This window comes from Kribbella sp. NPDC020701 (assembly GCF_055562215.1).
Map to the genome: position 1 here is coordinate 174,214 of NZ_JBVHFT010000010.1, position 22,348 is coordinate 196,561.

20 protein-coding genes are annotated in these 22,348 nt (G+C 67.7%); 15 read left to right on the forward strand and 5 right to left on the reverse strand.

Annotated elements, in window-relative coordinates; all coding sequences use genetic code 11:
* Positions 1-132 precede the first annotated feature (132 nt).
* Positions 133-1,329 (reverse strand): S53 family peptidase, encoded by a 1,197-nt coding sequence (locus tag ACZ3HV_RS24435; RefSeq protein ID WP_465687281.1) that lies wholly within the window; start codon positions 1,327-1,329, stop codon positions 133-135.
* Positions 1,330-1,577: 248 nt separating this feature from the next.
* On the opposite strand from ACZ3HV_RS24435, the gene ACZ3HV_RS24440 reads away from it, so the two are divergent.
* The 5 genes from ACZ3HV_RS24440 (at position 1,578) to ACZ3HV_RS24460 (ending at position 7,652) form a co-directional block, all read left to right on the forward strand.
* A complete protein-coding gene (locus tag ACZ3HV_RS24440) occupies positions 1,578-1,724 on the forward strand; it encodes a hypothetical protein (RefSeq protein WP_465687282.1) in 147 nt (48 codons plus the stop codon).
* Positions 1,721-2,467: a GH116 family glycosyl hydrolase gene (locus tag ACZ3HV_RS24445; protein ID WP_465687283.1), complete on the forward strand. Its 747-nt coding sequence runs from the start codon at positions 1,721-1,723 to the stop codon at positions 2,465-2,467. Before ACZ3HV_RS24440 ends, ACZ3HV_RS24445 begins: the two co-directional genes overlap by 4 nt.
* A gap of 180 nt (positions 2,468-2,647) precedes the next feature.
* A complete protein-coding gene (locus tag ACZ3HV_RS24450) occupies positions 2,648-3,136 on the forward strand; it encodes a hypothetical protein (RefSeq protein ID WP_465687284.1) in 489 nt (162 codons plus the stop codon).
* Between the two features lie 134 nt (positions 3,137-3,270).
* A complete protein-coding gene (locus ACZ3HV_RS24455; protein WP_465687285.1) occupies positions 3,271-6,420 on the forward strand; it encodes an McrB family protein in 3,150 nt (1,049 codons plus the stop codon).
* Positions 6,420-7,652, forward strand: coding sequence for an McrC family protein (locus ACZ3HV_RS24460; protein ID WP_465687286.1), 1,233 nt, complete (start codon positions 6,420-6,422; stop codon positions 7,650-7,652). The genes ACZ3HV_RS24455 and ACZ3HV_RS24460 overlap by 1 nt, the downstream gene beginning before the upstream one ends.
* A 288-nt stretch (positions 7,653-7,940) precedes the next feature.
* Here ACZ3HV_RS24460 and ACZ3HV_RS24465 read toward each other — a convergent pair whose 3' ends face one another.
* Together ACZ3HV_RS24465 and adh are read right to left on the reverse strand one after the other, a co-directional pair.
* Positions 7,941-8,321: a DUF779 domain-containing protein gene (locus ACZ3HV_RS24465; RefSeq protein WP_465687287.1), complete on the reverse strand. Its 381-nt coding sequence runs from the start codon at positions 8,319-8,321 to the stop codon at positions 7,941-7,943.
* 2 nt (positions 8,322-8,323) lie between these two features.
* On the reverse strand, positions 8,324-9,847 hold the full coding sequence (gene adh / locus ACZ3HV_RS24470) for an aldehyde dehydrogenase (RefSeq protein ID WP_465687288.1): 1,524 nt from the start codon (positions 9,845-9,847) through the stop codon (positions 8,324-8,326).
* 85 nt (positions 9,848-9,932) lie between these two features.
* Here adh and ACZ3HV_RS24475 point away from each other — a divergent pair, with 85 nt between their 5' ends.
* The gene (locus ACZ3HV_RS24475) at positions 9,933-11,384 is read left to right on the forward strand and encodes a GAF domain-containing protein (protein WP_465687289.1); all 1,452 of its coding nucleotides are present in this window, start codon (positions 9,933-9,935) and stop codon (positions 11,382-11,384) included.
* A gap of 3 nt (positions 11,385-11,387) precedes the next feature.
* On the opposite strand, the gene ACZ3HV_RS24480 is transcribed toward ACZ3HV_RS24475, so the two are convergent.
* Complete coding sequence (locus tag ACZ3HV_RS24480; RefSeq protein WP_465687290.1) at positions 11,388-11,927, reverse strand: hypothetical protein; 540 nt, start codon at positions 11,925-11,927, stop codon at positions 11,388-11,390.
* Positions 11,928-12,116: 189 nt separating this feature from the next.
* On the opposite strand from ACZ3HV_RS24480, the gene ACZ3HV_RS24485 reads away from it, so the two are divergent.
* From ACZ3HV_RS24485 to ACZ3HV_RS24500, 4 genes are all read left to right on the forward strand, one after another.
* Complete coding sequence (locus ACZ3HV_RS24485; protein WP_465687291.1) at positions 12,117-14,279, forward strand: (Fe-S)-binding protein; 2,163 nt, start codon at positions 12,117-12,119, stop codon at positions 14,277-14,279.
* Positions 14,280-14,366: 87 nt separating this feature from the next.
* On the forward strand, positions 14,367-15,152 hold the full coding sequence (locus ACZ3HV_RS24490; protein WP_465687292.1) for an SCO4651 family lipoprotein: 786 nt from the start codon (positions 14,367-14,369) through the stop codon (positions 15,150-15,152).
* A 97-nt stretch (positions 15,153-15,249) separates the two neighbouring features.
* Positions 15,250-16,815: an alkaline phosphatase D family protein gene (locus tag ACZ3HV_RS24495; protein ID WP_465687293.1), complete on the forward strand. Its 1,566-nt coding sequence runs from the start codon at positions 15,250-15,252 to the stop codon at positions 16,813-16,815.
* A gap of 10 nt (positions 16,816-16,825) precedes the next feature.
* Positions 16,826-17,680: a galactose-binding domain-containing protein gene (locus ACZ3HV_RS24500; RefSeq protein ID WP_465687294.1), complete on the forward strand. Its 855-nt coding sequence runs from the start codon at positions 16,826-16,828 to the stop codon at positions 17,678-17,680.
* Here the strand turns inward: ACZ3HV_RS24500 and ACZ3HV_RS24505 are convergent.
* Entirely contained in the window at positions 17,677-18,471 is a 795-nt protein-coding gene (locus ACZ3HV_RS24505; RefSeq protein ID WP_465687295.1) for an SDR family NAD(P)-dependent oxidoreductase, read from the reverse strand. The genes ACZ3HV_RS24500 and ACZ3HV_RS24505 overlap by 4 nt on opposite strands.
* A 111-nt stretch (positions 18,472-18,582) precedes the next feature.
* Between ACZ3HV_RS24505 and ACZ3HV_RS24510 the strand changes: the two genes are divergently transcribed.
* The 5 genes from ACZ3HV_RS24510 (at position 18,583) to ACZ3HV_RS24530 (ending at position 22,326) form a co-directional block, all read left to right on the forward strand.
* Entirely contained in the window at positions 18,583-19,362 is a 780-nt protein-coding gene (locus ACZ3HV_RS24510) for a hypothetical protein (protein WP_465687296.1), read from the forward strand.
* Positions 19,350-20,192, forward strand: coding sequence for a DUF4097 family beta strand repeat-containing protein (locus ACZ3HV_RS24515; protein WP_465687297.1), 843 nt, complete (start codon positions 19,350-19,352; stop codon positions 20,190-20,192). The genes ACZ3HV_RS24510 and ACZ3HV_RS24515 overlap by 13 nt, the downstream gene beginning before the upstream one ends.
* A 116-nt stretch (positions 20,193-20,308) precedes the next feature.
* Complete coding sequence (locus ACZ3HV_RS24520; protein WP_360361503.1) at positions 20,309-20,533, forward strand: hypothetical protein; 225 nt, start codon at positions 20,309-20,311, stop codon at positions 20,531-20,533.
* Positions 20,530-20,685: a hypothetical protein gene (locus tag ACZ3HV_RS24525; protein ID WP_465687298.1), complete on the forward strand. Its 156-nt coding sequence runs from the start codon at positions 20,530-20,532 to the stop codon at positions 20,683-20,685. The genes ACZ3HV_RS24520 and ACZ3HV_RS24525 overlap by 4 nt, the downstream gene beginning before the upstream one ends.
* A 129-nt stretch (positions 20,686-20,814) precedes the next feature.
* Positions 20,815-22,326, forward strand: a complete 1,512-nt coding sequence (locus ACZ3HV_RS24530; RefSeq protein ID WP_465687299.1) for a hypothetical protein — start codon at positions 20,815-20,817, stop codon at positions 22,324-22,326.
* Positions 22,327-22,348: the final 22 nt, after the last annotated feature.

Sequence of the window (22,348 nt, forward strand, 5' to 3'; positions counted from 1 at the left end):
GGTTGTCCTTCGTGCCCGGAAGAGTACTAGGAGCAACCGGAGAATGGTTGCACCCGGCCATCAGGCAATCGCAGTGAGTGTCGCGTCGATGAACGGGCGGACCCCAATCGCGGTAGGGGTCCGCCCGTTCGCTCAGAAGGCGCCGGCGCCGTTCGGGGTGCCGAGGCCGGTCGGGCCGTCCCAGCCGGTGCGGGCGTTGCACCACTGGGTCGTCGGGCAGGAGCCGTTGCTCCCGCTGGTCACGTCGAACAGCGAACCCGGGTGCGCGTAGGGAAGCGCGTTCGCGTAGCCGCTCGTGTTGCCGGACAGCGCGTAGACCGCGGCGATGATCGGGGCCGCCTCACTGGTGCCACCGAACTGCGCCCAGGTCGACGCCGTCTTGCTGGTCGGGTAGTAGATCGCCATCCCGCCCTTGCCCGGGTCGCTGGCCGCGGAGACGTCCGCCATCGCGCGCTTCGAGCAACCGGTGTCGAACGACGAAGCGGCGCTCAGTGCAGTGTTGTACGTCGAGCAGCCCGAACCGGCACCGCTCCACACGGTCTCGCTCCAGCCCCGTGAGTTGCTGGCGGCAACAAGCGACGTACCGCCGACGGCCGTCGTGTACGACGAGGACGCCGGGTAGCTGCCGCCCTGGTAGCCGTTGTCACCGGTCGACGCGGTGACGGCGATGCCCGGGTGGTTGTAGTACGTGCCGTACGTCGCGTCGGACGCGTCGCCGCCGCCGTAGCTGTTGGAGATGGCAACGACCCCGGCCTGCTTGGACGCGGTCACCACCGCGGTGCCGAGGTCGGCGAAGCTCGCCGACTTGGCCTGGACGACCACGATCTTCGCGTCCGGCGCCGCGGCCGAGACCGCGTCGACGTCGAGCGCCTGCTCACCGGCCCAGCCGGCGTTGAACCGCGGCAGCGACGTGCCGCCGTTCTGGTCGATGATCCGCAGGCAGCCGTTGGCCGTCGTACACGCGGACAGGCCGAACTGGGAGCGGTAGACGCCGAGGTCGCGCTCCAGGTTCGGGTAGCCGTACGCGTCGACGATCGCGACCGTGCGGCCGCCGGCGCTGAGACCGTTCAGCTTGTAGGCGTCGCGCAGGCCCGCTGGGGTGAGCCCGGTCGACGGCGGCGTGGTGGAGGCCGGTGCGACGCCCTTGTCGTTCACCAGTTTGATCGCGTTGCAGGCCGCGGTGTGCGCGGCCTTCGGGGCCGAGCAGACCTTGGCGGCATGCTTCCCGGCGGTGTAGGGGATGGGGGCCGCGACGGCCCCTTGTGCGGTCAGTCCCGCGACGGCTAGTGCACCGACGCCCAGGGCGGACACGAGAATCCGTTGCCTCAACAGAACTCCTCGAGCTGGGCAGGCCTCCACCCCTGGACCGTTCGTCGGGGGGCGGAGACCGGCGTGGTTGGGTGCCAGAATCGTCCGTCCGAGGCACCGCCGGGAGCCAGCGATCGGCGCCCTGACAAATGTCATGGGTGAACCCGTGACAGCCGACCTGGCCGAGGCGGATTTTCCCCGGGCTGACGGGGCGGGCCGGCACGCGCCCGGCACTGAAGGTTTCCCCCTGAGTTTCAGACTCCCGACCCTTGACACGGTTTCGGCGGCCGGGCCTCGGCCCGGCGGTGGTGCTGTTCGCCGCCATCACCTTGGTGGTGCTGCCGATCCTCGTGCTGTTCTTGATCTTCCAGCGCTCGTTCCTTGCCTCCATCGCCTCGACCGGACTCCGCGCATGACCGACCACCTGTGCGGCGTCAACTCGTTCATGGGCACGCTCTGGCTGGCCGCACTGCGCTCCGAGGAGGAGATGGCTCTCCTCATCGGTGAGGACGCTAAGGAGTACCGCACACTCTTCGAGACAGGCAGCACGGCGTACCACGAACTCCTGTTCACCGGCGAGTACTACCGCCAGGTCCTGTCGCGCGAGGACACGCGTGACTTCCAGTGGGGTGACGGCTGCCTGGCTGACCAGCTGATCGGGCAGTGGTGGGCGCACCAACTGGACCTGGGCTACCTGCTCCCGGCCGACCATGTGAAGACCGCACTGCGCAACGTCGTCCGGCACAACCTGCGCACCGGCTTCCACGATTTCGAGCACCCCTACCGCGTCTTCGCCGACGCGGACGACACCGGGCTGCTCATGTGCACCTGGCCGCACGGCGGCCGCCCGGACATCCCGACCGGGTACTGCGACGAGGTCTGGACCGGCTCGGAGTACCAGGTAGCCACGCACTGCCTAGCCGAAGGCCTAGTCGACGAAGGCGTCTCCATCCTCCAAGGCCTCTGGAACCGCTACGACGGAACGCGCCGCAACCCGTTCAACCCGATCGAGTGCGGCGACCACTACATCCGCAACGCCGCCGGCTGGTCCGTCCTCGAACCCCTCACCGGCTTCTCCCATGACGCCCTCACCGCAACGCTGACCTTCGCCCCACTAGAGATCGCCCGCCACAGCACCGGCTGGCACGTCCCTTCGTAGCCGGCACCGGCTGGGGCACAGCCATCAGCACGTCAGGGGGGTTTGCTGTCGAGTGCCACGCAGGCCACCTCAACCTGAAAGCATTCCACATCGACGGCGTCACCCTTCCAATCGACGAAACCGTAGTACTCCCCGGAAAACCCTTGGTGATCCCATTGACTTGAGCCCTACCGTCAGACCATGTCCCTCCTCGACCGCGCCAGGGAACTACACGCCGAAGCGCGCGAGTTGTTCGCTCGCCTTGACCTGAAAACAGCCTTTCCTTGGCCGCCCACCCTCATCGGAAGCGCCCTGTCGGGAGTGATGGTGGACCGCGACCTGGACGTCATGTTCGACGCCCCCGACGCGGATGCGGGAACCATCCTCTATGGCCTGACAACCCTGACCCGCCGAGTGGAGCTCCGCAGCATCGACCTCCGCGACGAGCGGGGTGATCGCAGGCCGACAGCCGCGACGACGGACGAGCGGTTCTACGCGGTACTGCACACCGACACCTGGAAGATCGACCTGACCTTCTGGCTCCACGTAGTGAACCGTCCGCACGTCGAAGATGCCTTCAGGGTGCGAGACGCAACCGCCGAGCAGCGCCTACAAATCCTCCAACTGAAGAACGCCCAGCACACCCGGGACAGCTCAGCCATTTACCGCGCTGTACTCGGCGATGGATGAGGAAGCGCGCGATCACCGTTATGGTCGTGGACATGAGCGACGGCGACGCAGATGGATCTGATTCGACCGACGGACCACGCCGCGGGCTGCTGACGCAAACCGTCTACAAAGTCCTGGCATCGGGTGCACATCCAATGCGCAGTTCGGAGGTCTTGTCCCGGGTCGCCGAGCTCGTTGACTTCACCGCGCGAGAATTGAGCACCAACGCAAGTGGCCAGGTGCGCTGGCGCACTGCTGCGAACGCCGCGATGTCCTGGTCCACCTTCGGTGGATGGCTGACGCGGGACGAGAACCAGGCCTATTGCTTGGCAGAGAGCGGGGCGGAGGCGCTCGACGAACTGTCGCCCGACGAACTGTGGCTCGAGGTCACTCGTCGCTACCACGCGTCCAAGCGTGAAGATGCGGCACTAGGCGTCGGTTGGGAGCCGTTTCTCCGGTGGGCCCGCGAGCTGGTCTCGGACGTCGACCTAGACACAGAAGAGCGCGATTACAAACTGAAAGCGGCGGAAAAGTGGGCCGCGGCGGGCGCCGCGTGCGCGGCCGGCAGCGCCGACTGGGCGGAGCGGCTCAGGCAGGCGGCAGCGGCAGGAAATTTCGTTGACCAGTTCGCCCAGACATGGCTGCGCAACCGCATCCAGGACCACCCCGATGAGGTCCGGGCAGCCTTCGGGCAGCTGCACACGTCCGGCGTGGTCGATGTCATCGACGCCTTCGGGGAGAAACTCGGCAGCTGGGGCGCGTACGTCAGCCCGGGCGACCGAACGGTCTTCGCGTCGTGCATGCTGCTCGGGGTCGACCCGACTTCGTTCCCGCCATACCGACCAGCTCTTGGAACAGGCTGGGCAGCGCGGGTTGGCGGGACTCCCGGAACGTCACCTGGAGAGCGCTATTCGGCGCTGCTGTCGCTGTGCAACGACTTGCTCGACAGGTGGGGCGACGAGCGTCCTCGGCTCCGGGATCGACTGGATGCCCAAGGCCTCGGTTGGTTGGTCCTGAAGTGGGCGCCACCGGGCACCTGGCCGCCGATGAAAAGTGCCGAACTGCAGCACTGGCGTGAAGGCAGCGCTGGCGAGGTTCGCGTCGATCGCGGTTCCGGGGTCAGCCCCATCATGGAGAGTGCGGCCTGGGATGTGTTGTCCGCCGGCCTGCGGGGCGAGACCTCGGCGCTCGTCAGCGGAGTCCGGAGCTGGTCCGTCGATGCCGCGCAGGAGCTGGCCGACCGCTTGACGAGGGGCGAGGGTGGTCTGCGCTTCTTCGAACGGCTGGTCCAGCAACTCGAGGGCGCAACGGACGAGGTGCTGTGCCTCGCTGCCGAGTTCCTCTACATCAGGGACGCGCCGCTGCACGATATGAGGGCCTCGACCAAAATCGACCGCATCGGCGTCGTCCTCGCCTCGATGTCAGCCGCACCCGGATTGCCCGAGTCACAGGTGACCGCACTGGACGACGGCCACGCATTCGCCGGCGGGCAGGGTTACCACATCAAGGCGCCCGAACACCTGCAGTGGCTCTGCCGGTTCGTGCTCCACTGGCTTGAGCAACCCCCGGAGGTCGTCGACGAGGCGCTGCGGGACCCGTTCGCGTTCCGCGAGGTGACGACCGGCGTACCGGAAGACTCACCATCCATCCGGTACGCCGTCGAGTACCTCGCGTGGCCCGGCCTCTTCCCGTCGATCGTCAGCGCAGACCACCGTCGACGGATCCGTAACGGCTTGATCGCCGATCTCGGCAAGCCGAGCGGCAACCACGACGACGAGGTCACCCGCGACCTGGTCGCCCTCCGAACACTGCACGAACGGAAGAACAAGAACTTCTACTCCTGGTACGACCCGCCCTACATCAACAGGTGGCGGCCCGGTTCATCGGCCAGGTCGCGGGCATGGCTCATCCGCACAGACACACCGAACGATGTCACCAGGTGGCTCGAGAAGGGTTGTGTCGATCTCCGGGACGAAGCCGGGCTCGCGCTGACCCCTGACATGACTGCCAGGGCTGTCGCACGCCTCGTGAGCGATGGTTACGCGCACCTCGCACCGTCCCAGCGGGAAGAGCTCGCCGTGGCCCTTCATTCGTTCCTCGAAGGCGTGCGGCCGCAGGACCTCGTGGTCGCCCTCACGGACGAGCAACTGATGATCGGCACGGTTGACGAGCCTTCGCCGAACGACGAACCGTCGTCGCCGCTGACCCGCCCAGTCATCTGGTCTGCGTCGCGGAAACCGCTGGAGACGCTCCCAGCCAAACTCAGCGCCGCCCTGGAGCAAGAGGGCCACGTCGTTGATCTCACCGCGGTGAGCGATCTCCTGAGCTCGCTCCTGGAGGACGAAACACTCACGCCCGAGCCACGCCGGCCGCAAGCAGTCGAGCGGGTGCTGCTTCCGCCCGTGCCCCAGGACCTGGCCGACGAGTTGTACATGCCGGTCGCGCCACTCCAGGAGCTGGTCGAGCTACTCAACCGGCGCCGGCAGCTGATCGTCTACGGACCGCCCGGTACCGGCAAGACGTACGTCGCCAAGAAACTCGCCGAACGGCTTGCGGGGGCTCAGGATCCCAGCAGGGTCCGGCTCGTGCAGTTTCATCCTTCCTATGCCTACGAGGACTTCTTCGAGGGGTTCCGACCTGTCGAGGGGGATGGGAACCAGCCCTTCGCCCTGCAGGACGGTCCGCTCAAGCTGATGGCGGCCGAGGCAGCCAAGGCGGAGAACCGGGACAAGGCCTACGTGCTCATCATCGACGAGCTCAACCGCGCGAACCTGCCCAAGGTCTTCGGCGAGCTCTACTTCCTGCTGGAGTACCGAGAGGAGACCGTGCGCCTCCAATACCGGCCCGACAAGCCGTTCAGCCTTCCCGACAATATGTTCATCATCGGCACCATGAATACCGCGGACCGCTCGATCGCCCTCGTCGACGCAGCCATCCGGCGCCGGTTCCCGTTCTACGAGATGCACCCGCGCCGGGAGCCGGTGAGTGGGGTTCTCGCCGCGTTCGCGGAGCGTCAGCAGTTGACCGACGACCGGGTCGAGCTTCTCGCGGAGCTCAATCTGGCGATGGGGCAACCCGGCCATGACCTGCACATCGGTCCGTCGTACCTGATGCGGGACGGGCTGGATGCGCCCGGAGCACTGGAGCTGGTCTGGCGCTACGACATCCTGCCGCTGCTGCACGAGCACTTCTACGGCAGCAAGTCCCCACAGGTGATCGACCAGGAGTTCGGGCTCGCAGCGCTGCGGAGACGGATCGCGCAACGCTCCAGGGCAGACGGTCCCCCGGGCGACGCGGACGCCTGATGAGTTTCAGGTACGAATCGCTCGACGAGCTCAGTGCGGACGGCATCGAGGTCCAGCTGGACCCCAACCAGGCGGTCCTGCTCGAGCGATCAGAGCTCGTCGACGTCCGGCGCGTGGACGTCGGGACCTACCAGCTGTTGCCGAACGGCCGGGTCGGAGCCGTGCGCTTCGATGACCTCCAGATCGAGGTGACTCCGAAACAGAAACTGGGAGTGGCGCATCTGATCTTCCTGCTCGGCTACGCCAAGAACCCGGGCTTCCGGCCGGAGACAGTAACGGCCGAGACGTACGGCGATCTGTGGCCGGCGATGGCCGAGTCGCTCATCGCGTCAGTCGAGCAAGCGTTGATGACGGGGCTGCTGCAGGGCTACCGCACCGAGCAGGAGGCTCTGCTGACGGTTCGCGGACGCATCGCCTTCGCGGACCAGCTTCGTCGTCGGCCCGGGTACTTCTTACCGATCGAGGTGCGGTATGACGAGTTCAGCCCCGACATCGCTGAGAACCAGATCCTGCTGGCCGCGATTTACCTGATGCTCGGCGTACCTCGCCTGCAGCCGGAGACCCGACGACGGCTGCTCCACCTCGCGGCGAGGTTCGCGGGGGTGACCCGGCTGTTGCCAGGTACGCCCGCGCCGGCCTGGCAGCCCTCGCGACTCAACGATCGATATCAGTCCGCCCTGGGCCTGGCAGAGATCCTGCTGCGCCACAGTTCTACGCGAGTGTCGGCAGCAGGTGTCGAGATGTCGGCCTTCGTCGTCGTCATGTGGGAGGTCTTCGAAGACTTCGTCACGGTCGCCCTCAAGGAGGCCTCGGCCGGCTACCCCGGATACCTGGAGAGTCAGCTGGCCGCCTATCTGACTGGCGACGGAGACTGGACCAGAGGCGGCGGTGACTCCCATGGCGACGTGTCCATGCAGGTGGACGTCGTACATCGGGACGAGGCCGGCAACCCTGACGTCGTCTTCGACGCCAAGTACAAACTCGCCTCGAGCACGGGGACGAATGCCAACGCCGACCACTACCAGATGCTCGCCTACTGCACGGCCCTCCAAGTCCCCGTCGCCTGGCTCATCTATGCCGGCGGAGGAAAGGACATCCGGCGTAGCATCAAGAACGCGGGAGTCGACGTCGTCGCGGCCCCGATCAACCTGCGCCAGTCACCGCAGGAGATTTTGGCTCGAGTCCGCCAGATCGCGCTGACCGCAGTCAATGAGGCGGCCGTTTCGGTGTAGGCGTCGCTGCGGCTCCGTGCAGCTAGCGCATTCAAGCAAGAACTCGAGACTGCCGCCCCAACCACAGTGCCGCTCACCAATCACGAGTGGACGTGACCACGAGGCGGTCGACCGCGGGCGGCAGCCCGCAACCGCCGGCGGCAGGCGGCAGCTAGAAGGACGGCGATGAGCCGGGGGCGGGCGGGAGCGCGCGTAGCGGGCGCGACGAAGGAGCGACCGCGAAAGCACGCGTGGGTACGTACAAGAGTGCCGGCCGTCCGGCAACGCCACCGGACGGTCGGCACTCGCTCAGAGGAGTCCTAGGGCTTCGGACTCCTGGTCGGTGAAGAGGCGGGAGCGGATCAGGAAGCGGACGCCTTCGGGGGCCTCCACCGAGAAGCCGCTGCCGCGGCCTTTCACCACGTCGACAGTGAGCTGTGTGTGTTTCCAGTACCCGTATTGGTTCGCCGACATCCAGAACGCGATCGGTTTTTCCAGACCGTCGACGACCAGATCACCCAGATGCACGTCCGCCGACCCCGTTCTGAATTCCCCGTCCGGGTAACACATCGGCGAACTGCCGTCGCAGCAGCCGCCGGACTGGTGGAACATCAGCGGACCGTGCAGGTCGGTGAGACGGCGAAGCAGTTCCGCCGCCGCGTCTGTCAGCGAGACCTTCTCGACCACCATGGTCAGAAGAAGCCGAGCTTCGACGGGCTGTAGCTGACGAGCAGGTTCTTGGTCTGCTGGTAGTGGTCGAGCATCATCTTGTGATTCTCGCGCCCGATGCCGGAGTTCTTGTAGCCGCCGAACGCCGCGTGCGCGGGGTAGGCGTGGTAGCAGTTCGTCCAGACCCGGCCGGCCTGGATCTCCCGCCCGGCCCGGTACGCCGTGTTGATGTCACGCGACCAAACCCCGGCACCCAGCCCGTAGAGGGTGTCGTTGGCGATCTTCATCGCGTCGGCGTAGTCGTCGAACTTGGTCACCGAGACGACCGGACCGAAGATCTCCTCCTGAAAGATCCGCATCTTGTTGTCGCCCTCGAAGATGGTCGGCTGGATGTAGTACCCGCCGGCCAGGTCCCCGTCGAGTTCGGCGCGACCGCCGCCGGTGAGAACGCGAGCGCCCTCGGCCTGACCGATCTCGATGTAGGCCAGGATCTTCTCGTACTGGTCGTTGCTGGCCTGCGCGCCCATCATCGTGTCGGTGTCGAGCGGGTTGCCCAGCTTGATCGCCTGCGTCCGCGCGGTCGCGTCGCCGAGGAACTGGTCGTAGATCGACGACTGGATCAGCGCCCGGGACGGGCAGGTGCAGACCTCGCCCTGGTTCAGCGCGAACAGCGTGAAACCCTCGAGCGCCTTGTCGTAGAAGTCGTCCCGGCTGGCCGCGACGTCGGCGAAGAACACGTTCGGGCTCTTGCCGCCGAGCTCCAGCGTGACCGGGATGATGTTGTCCGAGGCGTACTGCATGATCAGCCGGCCGGTCGTGGTCTCACCAGTGAACGCGACCTTGGCAATTCTGTTGCTCGAGGCAAGCGGTTTGCCGGCCTCGACGCCGAAGCCGTTGACCACGTTGAGAACGCCCGGGGGCAGCAGATCGGCGATCAGCTCGAGCAGCACGTGGATCGAGGCCGGGGTCTGCTCGGCCGGCTTCAGGACGACCGCGTTGCCGGCGGCCAGCGCGGGCGCCAGCTTCCAGATCGCCATCAGGATCGGGAAGTTCCACGGGATGATCTGCGCGACCACGCCGAGCGGCTCGTGGAAGTGGTACGCGATGGTGTCGTCGTCGATCACCGACACCGAGCCCTCCTGGGCCCGCAGCGCGCCGGCGAAGTAGCGGAAGTGGTCGATCGCCAGCGGCATGTCCGCGGCCAGCGTCTCGCGGACCGCCTTGCCGTTGTCCCAGGTCTCGGCGACCGCGAGCAGTTCGAGGTTCGCCTCGATCCGGTCGGCGATCTTGTTCAGGATGTCGGCCCGCGCGGCCGGTGACGTGCGTCCCCAGGCCGGCGCGGCACCGTGGGCGGCGTCGAGGGCACGCTCGACGTCGTCCGCCGTACCGCGGGCGATCTCGGTGAAGTTCTCACCGGTGACCGGCGACGGGTTCTCGAAGTACCCGCCCTTGGCCGGCGGAACCCATTCGCCGCCGATGAAGTGCTCGTAGCGCGACTTGAACGTGACCGGGCTGTCTTGCTGCCCGGGAGCTGCGAAGATCGTCATTGGTCCTCCTTCGGGAAACCCGACGTGTTGACCGAACGTAGGAGGATGGACGTTGCACCGACGTTGCAGCGTGAAGTGAGGCGGCATGGACGCATCGGAGCAGGCCCGCCGGTTGAGCGAGTTGTACGACGAGGTGCTCGGCGGCGGCCGGGTGCCGGGTGCGCCGCGCCCGCTGGTCGCCGCGTCCTGGCAACGGTCGCTCGCAGCCGCGGTGGATCCGGAGCTCGACGCGCCCCCGATGATCGTCGACCCGGATACGGTCGAGGCGATCCGCGAGAATCACCCGCTGCGCGCGGTCCTCCCGGTGTTGCGCCAGACGCTGACCACGATCGCCGACGAGGCGTCGCACATCATGATCATCACCGACGCCCAGGGGACGATCCTCTGGCGCGAGGGCTCGTCCGAGGTCAAACGCCAGGCCGACCGGATCGCACTGTCCGAGGGCGCGGTGTGGTCCGAGGAGCAGATCGGTACGAACGGCATGGGTACGTCGCTCGCCGTCGGAGGCCCCGTCCAGATCCACTCGGCCGAGCACCTGGTCCGGCGCATCCACGAATGGACCTGTGCCGCCGCGCCGGTGCACGACCCCGACACCGGCAAGTTGATCGGCGCGGTCGACGTCTCGGGTCCGCTCCGCACGGTCCATCCCGCGATGGTCGCGCTGGTGACCGCCGCGGCCCAGCTCGCCGAGGGGCAACTGCGGGTCCGGATGGCCGCGGCCGACGAGATGCTGCGCGCCCGCAACATGCGGCACCTGATGGCGCTCGGCGACGCACCCGGTGCGTTGCTGACCCCGACCGGCCGGGTACTCGCCGTACAACCGCTCGAATGGTTGCCCGATCGCCTCGTCGTCCCGGACGGCGCGGACCGGATCGACCTCGGCGACGGCCGTGAGGCTCTGATCGAGCAACTCGACGAGGGCTACCTGCTCCGCATGCCGGGTACGCCGGTCCGCCGCAGCCGGCCGTCGGTCCGGCTGAAGCTGCTCGGCGCCGGCCAGCCGATCGCGGTCGTCGCCGGCCGGGAGATCGCGCTGACGTTGCGGCGGGCCGAAGTACTCGCCCTGCTGCTGCTCCACCCCTCCGGCCTCACCGCCGAGCAACTGATGCTGCAGTTGTACGGCGACGAGGGGAACCCGACCACGGTCCGCGCGGAGATGCACCGACTCCGGAACCTGCTCGGCGGCGGCGTACTCGACACCAAGCCCTACCGGATCATCGCCGACGTCACCGGCGACATCACCGACGTACAGACCGCTCTTCGCAGCGGCGATCTCCGTGCCGCCCTCGACGTCTACAACGGACCGTTGCTGGCCCGGTCGGACGCTCCGGCGCTGCGGGCCGAACGTGACGAGCTCGACGCGACCTTGCGCCGCGCCGCTCTCGACGCCGACGATCACGATGTCCTGTGGCGCTTCGCTCAGACGCCGACCGGCGCCGAGGATCTGGAGATCTTCGAGTCTCTCGACGCCGGCCTGCCGGCCGACGATCCGCGGCGTCCCGCGGTCGCCGCCCGGCTGGACCGGTTGCTCGACTAGAGATCACTCGCGACCGACGAGGATCCACATGTAGTCGCGGTTCTTGGTCGGGAAGGTGGCGGTCCGGTTGCTGACCTCCTTGGTCTTCTTGCAGTCGCTGGTCGTGTACTTCCACCGGACCACCTGGACCCGCCAGGACTGCTTGAGATGATGCAGCCGTCGTACCTTGCCGGCCGGGACCTCGGCTGTGTAGGACCAGCTGTCGGTGACCGAGTGGGACTTGCCCACTGTCTTGGAGTACTTGTTCTGGATCTCCGCAATCACCAGCGGGATGCTCACCCCGAGGTCACCGGACCAGGACGAGTTCGACTCCGAGGTCGCGGTCTTCTGGTAGGTGATCCGGCCCGGGCCTTCCATCCAGTCGCTGTACAGATTGGTCCCGACGTACACCTCGTGACCGCCGCGGGTGTACCAGTTCACCGTTTTGGTGTCGCACTTCTTGGCCGCTGCCTGCGCGACTGCCGCCGCGTTCGCCGCCCCGGCCGGCACCACCAAGCTTGCCGCGAGCACCACTCCAGCAGCGATTCCCTGACGAAGACGCATTCCACTCTCCCGCCGAAACCGATTGACCTAGACTGCGATTGCAGTGGTTGGAAACTTACGGATTGGTCTAGCGCGGCGGCAACAGATCCCCCGTAACACTCTGTATCGATTTGCTCACGACAACATCTCGGGCGTGACGAGGGCCGCATCGACATGACTCATGGGTAACCGACCAATAACATCGCTGGTATGCAGATCCTCGCCATCGTCGTCTCGCTCGCGGTCACCGCCGTCGGTGTCGCGCTGTTCGGCAAGACGATCGGGCACATGGTGTCCGTCATCAAGCTGGGCCAGCCGGCCGGCCGTACCGACAACCCTGGGCAGCGCACCGCGACGCTGGCCAAGGAGACCCTCGGCCACACCCGGATGCTGCAGTGGAGCCACGTCGGCGTCCTGCACTGGTTCGTCGCGTTCGGCTTCATCGGGCTGTTCCTCAGCCTGGTGACGGCGTTCGGCCAGCTGTTCGACGCACACTTCGCGCTGCCCGTGATCGGCCACTGGTTCGTCTTCGAGTGGGTCAGCGAGTTCCTCACCTGGACCGGCCTGGTCTCGATCATCGGCCTGATGGCGATCCGCCTGCGCAACCTGCCGCGCGGCGAGAAGGGCCGCTACAGCCGGTTCTTCGGATCCACCGCCTGGCAGGCGTACTACGTCGAGTACACGATCCTCGGCGTACTGATCTGCATCCTGCTGCTGCGCGGACTCGAGTACGAGCTCGGCGCCGGCGACAAGTTCCACTTCCCGAGCACCTGGTTCGTCGGGAACGCGCTGTTCGGCGGACTGTCCGAGAGCGCGCTGGAGAACACCGTCTACCTGGTGGCGATGATCAAGATCCTGATCTCGTTCGCCTGGATGATCACGATCTCGCTGAACGCGACGATGGGTGTGGCCTGGCACCGCTTCACCGCCTGGCCGAACATCTGGTTCAAGCGCAAGGCCGCCGGCGGTACGGCGCTCGGCGCGCTGCAACCGATCATGGTCAAGGGCGAGCCGATCGACTTCGAGAACATCGAGGAGCTGGACGAGGACGCGGCCCTCGGGGTCGGCAAGGTCGAGGACTTCACCTGGAAGGGCCTGCTCGACTTCACGACCTGCACCGAGTGCGGCCGCTGCCAGTCCCAGTGCCCGGCGTGGAACACCGAGAAGCCGTTGTCACCCAAGCTGGTGATGATGAACCTGCGCGAGCACGCGTACGCCAAAGCGCCTTACCTGCTGGCGTCTTCGGACGAGGAGCGGAAGTCGCTGCCCGAGCTGGTGCTCGCCGAGCAGGACAAGCCGCTGGTCGGTCCCGCGGATGTCGCCGTGATCGACGAGGAGGCGCTGTGGGCGTGCACGTCCTGCGGTGCGTGCGTACAGCAGTGCCCGGTCGACATCGAGCACGTCGACGCGATCATGGACATGCGCCGCTACCAGGTGCTGATCGAGTCGTCGTTCCCGTCCGAGCTCAACGGGCTGTTCAAGGGCCTGGAGAACAAGGGCAACCCGTGGAACATGAACCCGTCCGGCCGGATGGACTGGGCCAAGGACCTGCCGTTCGAGGTCAAGCAGGTGGGTACGGACGTGGAGACGCTTGCCGAGGTCGAGTACCTGTTCTGGGTCGGTTGCGCCGGCGCCTTCGAGGACCGCGCGAAGAAGACCACGCAGGCCGTCGCCGAACTGCTCAACATCGCCGGTGTCAGCTTCGCCGTACTGGGTGACGGCGAGACCTGCACCGGCGACCCGGCCCGGCGATCGGGCAACGAGTTCGTCTTCCAGCAGCTGGCGATGCAGAACGCGGAGGTCTTCAAGGAGACCGGCGCGAAGAAGGTCGTCTCCACCTGCGCGCACTGCTTCAACACGCTGAAAAATGAATACTCCCAGCCCAGTGCCTACAGCGTCGAGCTCGACGTCATCCACCACACCCAGCTGCTGAATCGCCTGGTCCGCGAGGGCAAGCTGACCCCGGTCGCCCCGGCCGACAGCACCCTCAACGGCCAGAAGATCACCTACCACGACCCGTGCTACCTGGGTCGCCACAACCAGGTGTACGACGCTCCGCGCGAGCTGCTCGACGTCATTCCGGGCGCGGAGTACGCCGAGATGCCGCGGAACAAGACGAAGTCGTTCTGCTGTGGCGCGGGTGGTGCGCGGATGTGGATGGAGGAGAAGATCGGCAGCCGGATCAACCTGAACCGGACCACGGAGGCGGTCGAGACCGGCGCGGACAAGATCGCCACCGGCTGCCCGTTCTGCCGGGTGATGCTGTCCGACGGCCTGACCGCCAAGCAGGCGGACGGTTCGGCGCGGGAGACCGTCGAGATCCAGGACGTCGCCCAGCTCCTGCTCGCCTCTGTAAAACGTGGGGAAAGCTGAGCTGCAACCAGCTGTAAATCCCTTCCTCTCCAGGTGGACCAGACCATATGATCCATCGTCTGTTTCATCTGGGGAGGAATCCGCATCATGAAGTTCCGTGCCGCGATGGCCACCGTCGCTGCCGTACCGATCGCCCTCGGCCTGGCCGCCTGCGGCAACGACAAGCCCCAGGCCACCGGCTACAAGCCGTCGCCGTCGGCGAGCACGCCGGTGGCCACCAGCGCCGCGCCCGTGAAGCCGGCACCGGTCGCCCACCTCAACCGCGTCACCTTCGTGCCTGCGATGAACGCCGCGCTGACCAAGCAGAAGTCTTGGCGCATCCTCGGCACGATGACGGCCAACGGCCAGACCGTGCTGACCATGAAGGGCATCCAGACCGCCGATCCGGTCGCACTGTCGATGGAGATGACCGGCGCGGCCTTCCAGGGCAAGACCGCGAAGATCGTCGTGGTCAAGAAGGCTGCCTACATGTCGATCCCGGGGATGACTCCGGCCGGCAAGTACGTGAAAATCGCGGCCGGCGACGCGGGTGAGTTCGGCGAACTGCTGAACGGCAGCGACCCGACGAAGATCTTCAAGTCGTTCGACTCGAGCGTGGCCACCGTCAAGTTCGTCCGTACCGAGACCATCGGCGGCCAGACGCTGGACCGGTACGCCGTCACCGTCAATACCGCCAAGGCACTGGCCGCGCAGGGCAAGAAGGTCCCGGCCGGCGTGCCGAAGACGCTGACCTACTCGATGTGGATGGACAAGTCCCACCGGATCGGCCGGATGTCGTTCGACCTGAGTGGCGTCTCGATGGTGATGAACCTGACCGACTACAACAAGCCCGTCAGCATCACCGCGCCGCCGGCGAGCAAGATCGTGCGCTGAGACCGGAACCGGTCAATTCTCACCCGTTCGTGTGAACTTCTCGTAATCTCCCGTTACGGAAGTGATCACCTACGGATGATCGGGTGGGCCAGTGCCGATGCGCAGCAGTCGACGAACCTTTCTGACCGTATCCGGGACGGCGGCCGCGCTGGCGCTGACCGGCAAGCTGCCCGAGATCGGGAGTGCGACGGCCGGGGCGACCGGCCGGCCCGATCATCGGGATCCGTTCACCCTGGGCGTCGCCTCGGGTGATCCGCTGCCCGATGCCGTGGTGATCTGGACCCGGCTCGCCCCGGATCCGCTCACGCCGTTCGGCGGGATGGAGCGGCATCCGGTCGACGTCCAGTGGCAGGTCGCTGAGGACGAGCAGTTCCGCCGGGTCGTCCGCTCCGGCACGGCCCAGGCCCGGCCGGAGTCGAGTCACTCGGTGCATGTCGACGTACGAGGACTGCGTCCGTGGCGGCACTACTGGTACCGCTTCCGCGTGAACGGGCAGCTCAGCCCGGTCGGCCGGACCCGGACCGCACCGACGGCGGATGCGAACCTCTCCGAACTGTCGCTGGCCTTCGCCTCCTGCCAGGCGTCGTGGGAGGGCTGGTACACGGCGTACGCCGACATGGCCAAGCGGGACCACGACGTCGTGTTCTTCCTCGGCGACTACATCTACGAGTTCGGTATCGACCGCGGCATCCGCCCGGACTCGAAGGAGCCGTACATCACCCAGCAGACGGTGACGCTCGACGAGTACCGCACGCGTTATGCGGCGTACAAGCTGGATCCGGACCTTCAGCGGGCCCATGCGGTCGCGCCGTGGATCGTCACGCTGGACGACCACGAGGTGGTCGACAACTGGGCCGATGACGCGCATCCGAGCGCACCGCCCGCGCAGTTCCTGGTCCGGCGCGCCAACGCCTTCCGCGCGTACTGGGAACACATGCCGCTGCGGCTCGCGCAGTTGCCGAAGGGCCCGGACATGCAGCTCTACCGCCGGCTCCGGTACGGCCGGCTGGCCGAGTTCAGTGTGCTCGACACGCGTCAGTACCGCTCGGACCAGGCGTACGGCGACGGCACCAAGGCGCCCGGCCCGGAGACGAAGGACCCGGCTCGGACGATCACCGGCGACGCCCAGGAGAAGTGGTTGCTCGACGGCTGGACGGCCTCGCAGTCGCGCTGGAACGTGATGGCCCACCAGACCGCGATCGCACGGCTCGACACCAAGGACGGCCCGGACGTGCTGGTCCCGATGGACACCTGGGACGGCTACGAGGCCTCCCGTGACCGGGTCCTCGGCGGTGCGGCCCAGCGCAAGGTCCGCAACCTGGTCTCGATCGCCGGCGACCTGCACCGCAGTGTCGCCTCGGACCTCAAGCTCGACTTCACCGATCAGGCGTCGCCGACCGTCGGCAGTGAGTTCGTCGGTACGTCGATCACGTCCGGGATCGATGGGATGGACCTCGATCCCGGCGGCCTGACGCTGCTGAAGGAGAACCCGCACATCAAGTTCGGCAACTTCCAGCGCGGCTACGTCAGCTGCAGCATCACCCCGCAGCGCTGGATCTCCGACTACCGCGTCGTCGACAAGGTCAGTGTCCCGAACGGCACCGTCAGCACTCGCGCCAAGCTCCTCGTCGAGGACGGGCAGCCCGGCATCCAGGTTCTGTGAGGAGCATCCGATGATCATCCGTTGGCAATCGGCCGTCGGCTTCGGCGCCGCGGTGGCCGCGTCCCTGATCGGGGCGACTTCGGTGCCTAAAGCAACGACCGACGTACAGGTCGGTACCGACCCGCAACAACTGAGCGTGGTCGGCCTGCCCTGTCTGCCCGGCACCCTGAACCTCACGATGACCAACACCGGCGGCGAGGCCAGGTACGCCGACCTGACGGTGACCCCGACCGGACCACTCCAGTTGTCCCGGGAGCTGTTCTCGTCCTGGCTGCCGGCAGTCGACCCCGACCAGCCGGTGAGCGCGCCCGTGGAGGTGCGCGTGCCCCGCGACGCCCAGCCCGGTAACTACAAGATCACCCTCGAGGTCGACCGATCGCGGCTGACCGTGCCGGTGCAGGTGAACCCACTGCCGCCGAAGGGGCCGGGCGACAACCTCGTTCTCGGCGAGCAGGCGGCCGCCTCGTCGACGCACGGCAACTTCGCCCTCTGCGGTGCGGTCGACGGCGACCACGATTCCGAGCACTGGGACACCCTGACCGGCTGGAACGACGGCACCCGCGCGGTCTTCCCGGACAACTACGACGTCGCCCTGTCCCAGCCGGCCACCATCAACCGGGTCGAGCTCTACACGCTCGACTCGGTCAAGTACCCAGCCGCCAGCAATGGGCTGCGCGACTGGGACGTCCAGGTCCGCACCGGCACCGCCGACTGGCAGACGGTGGCCCACGTCCGCGGCAACACCCTCGGCCACGTCACCTCGACGTTCGATCCGGTCCAGGCGGACGCCGTACGCATCCTCTGCCTGGCCGGCAACGGCAACACCTACTCCCGCATCGTCGAACTCGAGGTGTACGGGAGCTAACGAAGGTAGGAGGCGCCGTTGAAATCGAGGACGGCGCCGCTGGACCAGCCGGCCGGCGGGGAGGCGAGCCAGTAGATCGCCTCGGCGACCTCCTCGGCGGTGGCGACGCGGTTGAACGGGCTCTGGGCCCGGATCGCGTCGCCGCCGGGGCCGTCCAGGATGGTCTCGGTCATGTCGGTGGCGATGAATCCGGGCGCGATTGACGTCACGGTGATGTCATGTGGCGCCAGTGACACCGCCAACGACTGGCCGAGCGAGTGCAGTCCGGCCTTGGCGGCGCCGTACGCGGGCACGTCCGGCTCACCGCGGTAGGCGCCGCGCGACCCCACGTTGACGATTGCACCCCGGCGTACGCCCGCTGCGGGGTCGGTGTCGAGCATCTGCCGGGCCACGCACCAGGTCACGTGTGCCGCCCCTTCCAGATTCACCGCCAAGGTACGGCGCCAGGCCGCGACCCACTCGTCGTACGGCGTCTCGACCGGCGAGTGCCCGATCCGCCGGGACCCGGCAACCGGCTCGTCGACGTACAGCGCCGCGTTGTTCACGAGGACGTCGATCCGGCCGAGCCTGGCGGCCGATTCCTCAACCAGGGCAGGGATTGCGGCCGAGTCACCAAGGTCTGCGGCCACGACCGCGTGACCGTCTCCGGGCAGGCCGGCCCGGACTTGTTCAGCCCGGTCGACCGCGCCCCGGCAGTGCAGCACGACCCGGTCGCCGGCCTGGGCGAACGCCCGCGCGGTGGCCGCGCCGACACCCCTGGACGCGCCTGTGACGAGTACTCCTCTGGACACCGTTTCTCCTGTCGTCGAAGGATCCACATTCTGCCTGTGCCGCCACGATGACGACGTCATGACATCAGAAAGGGTTGACAGTGACGTCACGATGACGTCATGATCGTCGGCATGGAACTTGACCACTATCTCGAATCGGTCCGGCGGAGCGTGGAGAACGCCACCGCCCTGGCCGACGACCAGACTCGTTCCGTGGCCCAGCGCCTCGGAGCCACGCTGGATGACGCGGGCCGCCTGGCCCTCATCTCAGCCCTGTCCGACGCCGCCGGGGAGATCAGCCGCGAGCTGTCCCCCGGTTCGGTCGAGCTCCGGATGGCCGGTGGCCGTCCCGAGTTCGTGGTCACGCCGGCCCCGAGCCAGCTGACCGGTCCGGACGAGCACGATGACATCGACGACGAGCCCCACACCGAGGACACCGAGCAGGTGCTCCTGGACGCCGACGAGCCGACCGCGCGGATCACGCTACGGCTGCCGATGTCGGTGAAGAACAAGGTGGACGAGGCCGCGGCGGCCGAGGGCATCTCCTCGAACGCGTGGCTGATGCGCACCGTCATGACCGAGCTGAGCGGCCGCGGTGGCCCTCGCCCGCCCCGGCCGCCGCGCCCGCCACGCGGTGGGATGTTCGGCCCGGACGGACCGCTCGGTCCGAACGGCCCGCTCGGACCCGACGGAGTCTTCGGCCCGGACGGCGTCTTCGGCCCGGGTGGTCCCTTCGGTGAGGAGGGCGTCTTCGGATCGGAGCGCGGCCGGCGTGGCCGTGACCGTGGTGACCGCGACCGCCGGCGCGACGACCGCGACCAGCGGCGCGAGGACAAGGACCGCCGCCGCGAGCAGCACCAGCGCCGTGGTGGCCACGGCCCGGGACAACGGATGACGGGATGGGTCCAGTGAGCGGCTTCAGCAGTCAGATCGTCGAGGACGCCGGCAAGATCGACCGGGTCCGGATCGACATCGGCTCCGGCAAGGTCGAGATCGTGCCGAACGACGGCACCGAGACCGCGGTCGCCCTGGACGTCGACAGCGGCCCCGAGGACGACGTCGTCTTCACCGTCGAGAACGGTGAGCTGATCGTCGAGGGTCCCCGCAACGTCCGCGGCCGTGGCCCGCAGATCCAGGTCCGGATCGCCACCCCGGCGACGCTGGACGCGCGGATCAAGACCGGCTCCGGTGACATCGACGCGCGGATGCCCCTGGGTACGGCGCGGTTGTCGACCGGCTCCGGCGACGTCTCCCTCGACCGGGTCGAAGCCGACCTCGGGATCAGCACCGGCAGCGGTGACGTCAAGGTCGAGCACGCCGCCGGCGCGGTCCGGGCCAGCACGGGCTCCGGGTCGATCGAGATCGGCGAAGCCGCCGATCAACTGGGCCTGAGCACGGGCTCCGGGGACGTCAAGGTCGGCGATGCCGGCGGTCCGACAACCGTCAAGGTCGGCTCGGGTGACATCACCATCGAGCGGATCCGCGACCACTCGGTCGCCACCTCCGGCTCCGGCGACGTCACGGTCGAGATCGCCGACGGGCCGAGCGTCCAGGCCGAGACGGCCCGCGGTGACGTCGAGATCGGGGTTCCCGACGGCGTCCCGGCGTACCTGGACCTGAAGACCGTCACCGGACGGATCCGGTGCGAACTGGAGCCCGGCGACAAGCCGGCCGAGGGCGAGCGCGCACTGATGCTGCGGGCCCGCACCGTCTCCGGCGACATCACCGTCGTCAAGGTCTGACACCAAACACCCAGAAGGTCCCGCCGGCCACCGCTACGGCGGCGGGACCTGGGCGAAGCACTGCCGAAAACAGCCAGGAACACACAGCACGGGGACACAGTGAGGGGAGCAAGGACATGATCACCGAACACCAGGAAATCGCACGCTACCGAGTCGCCGAGCAGTTGCGGGCCGCCGAGGCCCGGGCCCAGCGCCACGACCGCAAGCCCGCCACGAACGGCCCGCGGCACGGACTGGCCACCGCGCTGCGCCGGCTGGCCGACCGCCTCGAGCCCGCCTCCCGCCGGCTGGCCGAGCCGCAGCCCCGCCACCGCGGCAACGGCCTCTCCGTCGTCCGATGAACGGCTTGCAACTGACCACCCCGCCGCTCACCGGCGGATCGAGGCCGCCCGCGCCGACGACCGGTGCGCCGCAGAACGGCGCGGGCGCCGCTCTCTACAGCTTGCTGCACCGCCTGGGACTGGTGACGGTGGGGACCCCGGGTCACCGCTGACCTCAGCGGGACAGATGCAGCTTGGTGCAACGCCTGTGGATAACTGCGATCGGGACCCGCGAACACTGCTAGCGTTCAGGCGATCATTCTCGGTCGACCTGGGGAGAGTAACCAACGATGCTGCGTCCGATGGTCGCAACAGCCGCCGTCACCGCCGCCGTCGTCCTGCTGGCCGGCTGCGGCGGCGACGACAAGAAGTCCGACGCGAAGGCCGGGGACGGCCAGACCACCACCTCCGCCACACCCTCGGCACCGCCCGTCGCTTCCTTCGATCCACCCAAGGGACTCACCACCGTCTCGGCGTTCGGTGTCCCGGACACCCCGACCGACGACGCCAACTCGATCGCAGCCGGAATGGTCGGCCAGACCGCGCTGATCTCGTCCAACGCAGACCTGATCGGCCGCAACGTCGCCGCCCAGAGCGACCCGTGGACCGTGCCGTCGGCAACGGCCGAGACCACCACGACCACCGCCCACACCACGCCGGTGCCGGTCCAGCTGGACGGCAAGGACGTCGTCGCGATCGCCTACGTGCAGACCGACAAGGGCAACGGCACGCAGAAGGCCAAGGGCCAGGTGCTGTTCCAGTGGCTCGACGCCACCGACGGCAAGAAGGTCGCCGAGGTGACCGCGGACCTGACGCCGGCGCTCGGCGCCGGTGGCAGCGGTGAGAACGTCGTGAGCCAGGCGTACGACGCCACCACCGGTCAGCTCGCGGTCGGCGTCTCGGCCGGCTCCGCGTCGAAGGCGGGCGAGAGGTTCACCGTCTACGCCGACCCGAAGACGCAGAAGGCATTCATCACCCCGTTCGTCGCCCCGGCCGGCGTGCTGAACGGCACCGTCGTCGGCGCGAAGGGCCAGAACGCCGAGGGTGTGCACGACGGCACGATCGTGGTCTTCGACGGGGCCAGCGGGAAGATCAGCAAGCAGATCCCGACCAAGCAGGACTACCTGAAGCCGGCCGGCAGCGGCACCAAGCGCGCCTACCTGTCGAGCTCGTCCTACGTCCCGAATTCGAAGACGCTGGCGTCGGTCTACAACAACGTGCTGTTCTCCGTGGACATCGCGACCGGTGCCGTGGTCCAGACCAAACCGCAGCTCGGCACCGACGACGACCTCTCCTACACCTGCCTCGGCGACCAGGCCGGCGCGGTCGTCTGCACCACCGGCAGCAACGGCCAGGACGACGAGATCCTCGGCATCGACGACAACACCGGCAAGAAGACGTGGGGCTACACCACCGCGTCGGCCAGCCGGGTCGTGCCCGCCGTCACCGCGGCCTTCCACGGCGTCGTCTACGCGAAGACCGACGCCCAGGCGGTCCTGCTGAACGCGGCGAACGGCGAGGACATCCCGACCAGCTCCGCGACGCCGAGCGTCACCCCGTCGGACGGCACCACCCCGTCGGACGGCACGACGCCGACCAGCACTCCGACGCCGGACGACAGCAGCCCGACGCCGGACAACGGCATCAAGGACCCGGGCAGCGCGTTCGGCTCGAACCTGTCGCTCTACGACACCAAGCTCGGCACCCCGTCGCCGACCGCCGTGTCGAAGTACGGCGGCGCCTATCTGCAGGAGGCGCTCGGCGACGACGTCGTCAACGAGAAGATCCTGATCGTGCTGAAGCCGACCGCCTGATCCACCGACGGTGCGACGAAGG

Excerpts from the sequence above, each read along its gene's own strand:
- ACZ3HV_RS24510 (WP_465687296.1), top strand. The coding sequence starts at position 18,583 with ATGGAACTTGACCACTATCTCGAATCGGTCCGGCGGAGCGTGGAGAAC.
- ACZ3HV_RS24500 (WP_465687294.1), top strand. The coding sequence starts at position 16,826 with ATGATCATCCGTTGGCAATCGGCCGTCGGCTTCGGCGCCGCGGTGGCC.
- ACZ3HV_RS24450 (WP_465687284.1), top strand. The coding sequence starts at position 2,648 with ATGTCCCTCCTCGACCGCGCCAGGGAACTACACGCCGAAGCGCGCGAG.
- ACZ3HV_RS24460 (WP_465687286.1), top strand. The coding sequence starts at position 6,420 with ATGAGTTTCAGGTACGAATCGCTCGACGAGCTCAGTGCGGACGGCATC.
- ACZ3HV_RS24520 (WP_360361503.1), top strand. The coding sequence starts at position 20,309 with ATGATCACCGAACACCAGGAAATCGCACGCTACCGAGTCGCCGAGCAG.
- ACZ3HV_RS24455 (WP_465687285.1), top strand. The coding sequence starts at position 3,271 with ATGCGCAGTTCGGAGGTCTTGTCCCGGGTCGCCGAGCTCGTTGACTTC.
- ACZ3HV_RS24445 (WP_465687283.1), top strand. The coding sequence starts at position 1,721 with ATGACCGACCACCTGTGCGGCGTCAACTCGTTCATGGGCACGCTCTGG.
- adh (WP_465687288.1), bottom strand. The coding sequence starts at position 9,847 with ATGACGATCTTCGCAGCTCCCGGGCAGCAAGACAGCCCGGTCACGTTC.
- ACZ3HV_RS24465 (WP_465687287.1), bottom strand. The coding sequence starts at position 8,321 with ATGGTGGTCGAGAAGGTCTCGCTGACAGACGCGGCGGCGGAACTGCTT.
- ACZ3HV_RS24525 (WP_465687298.1), top strand. The coding sequence starts at position 20,530 with ATGAACGGCTTGCAACTGACCACCCCGCCGCTCACCGGCGGATCGAGG.
- ACZ3HV_RS24485 (WP_465687291.1), top strand. The coding sequence starts at position 12,117 with ATGCAGATCCTCGCCATCGTCGTCTCGCTCGCGGTCACCGCCGTCGGT.
- ACZ3HV_RS24475 (WP_465687289.1), top strand. The coding sequence starts at position 9,933 with ATGGACGCATCGGAGCAGGCCCGCCGGTTGAGCGAGTTGTACGACGAG.
- ACZ3HV_RS24480 (WP_465687290.1), bottom strand. The coding sequence starts at position 11,927 with ATGCGTCTTCGTCAGGGAATCGCTGCTGGAGTGGTGCTCGCGGCAAGC.
- ACZ3HV_RS24490 (WP_465687292.1), top strand. The coding sequence starts at position 14,367 with ATGAAGTTCCGTGCCGCGATGGCCACCGTCGCTGCCGTACCGATCGCC.
- ACZ3HV_RS24530 (WP_465687299.1), top strand. The coding sequence starts at position 20,815 with ATGGTCGCAACAGCCGCCGTCACCGCCGCCGTCGTCCTGCTGGCCGGC.
- ACZ3HV_RS24515 (WP_465687297.1), top strand. The coding sequence starts at position 19,350 with ATGGGTCCAGTGAGCGGCTTCAGCAGTCAGATCGTCGAGGACGCCGGC.
- ACZ3HV_RS24495 (WP_465687293.1), top strand. The coding sequence starts at position 15,250 with ATGCGCAGCAGTCGACGAACCTTTCTGACCGTATCCGGGACGGCGGCC.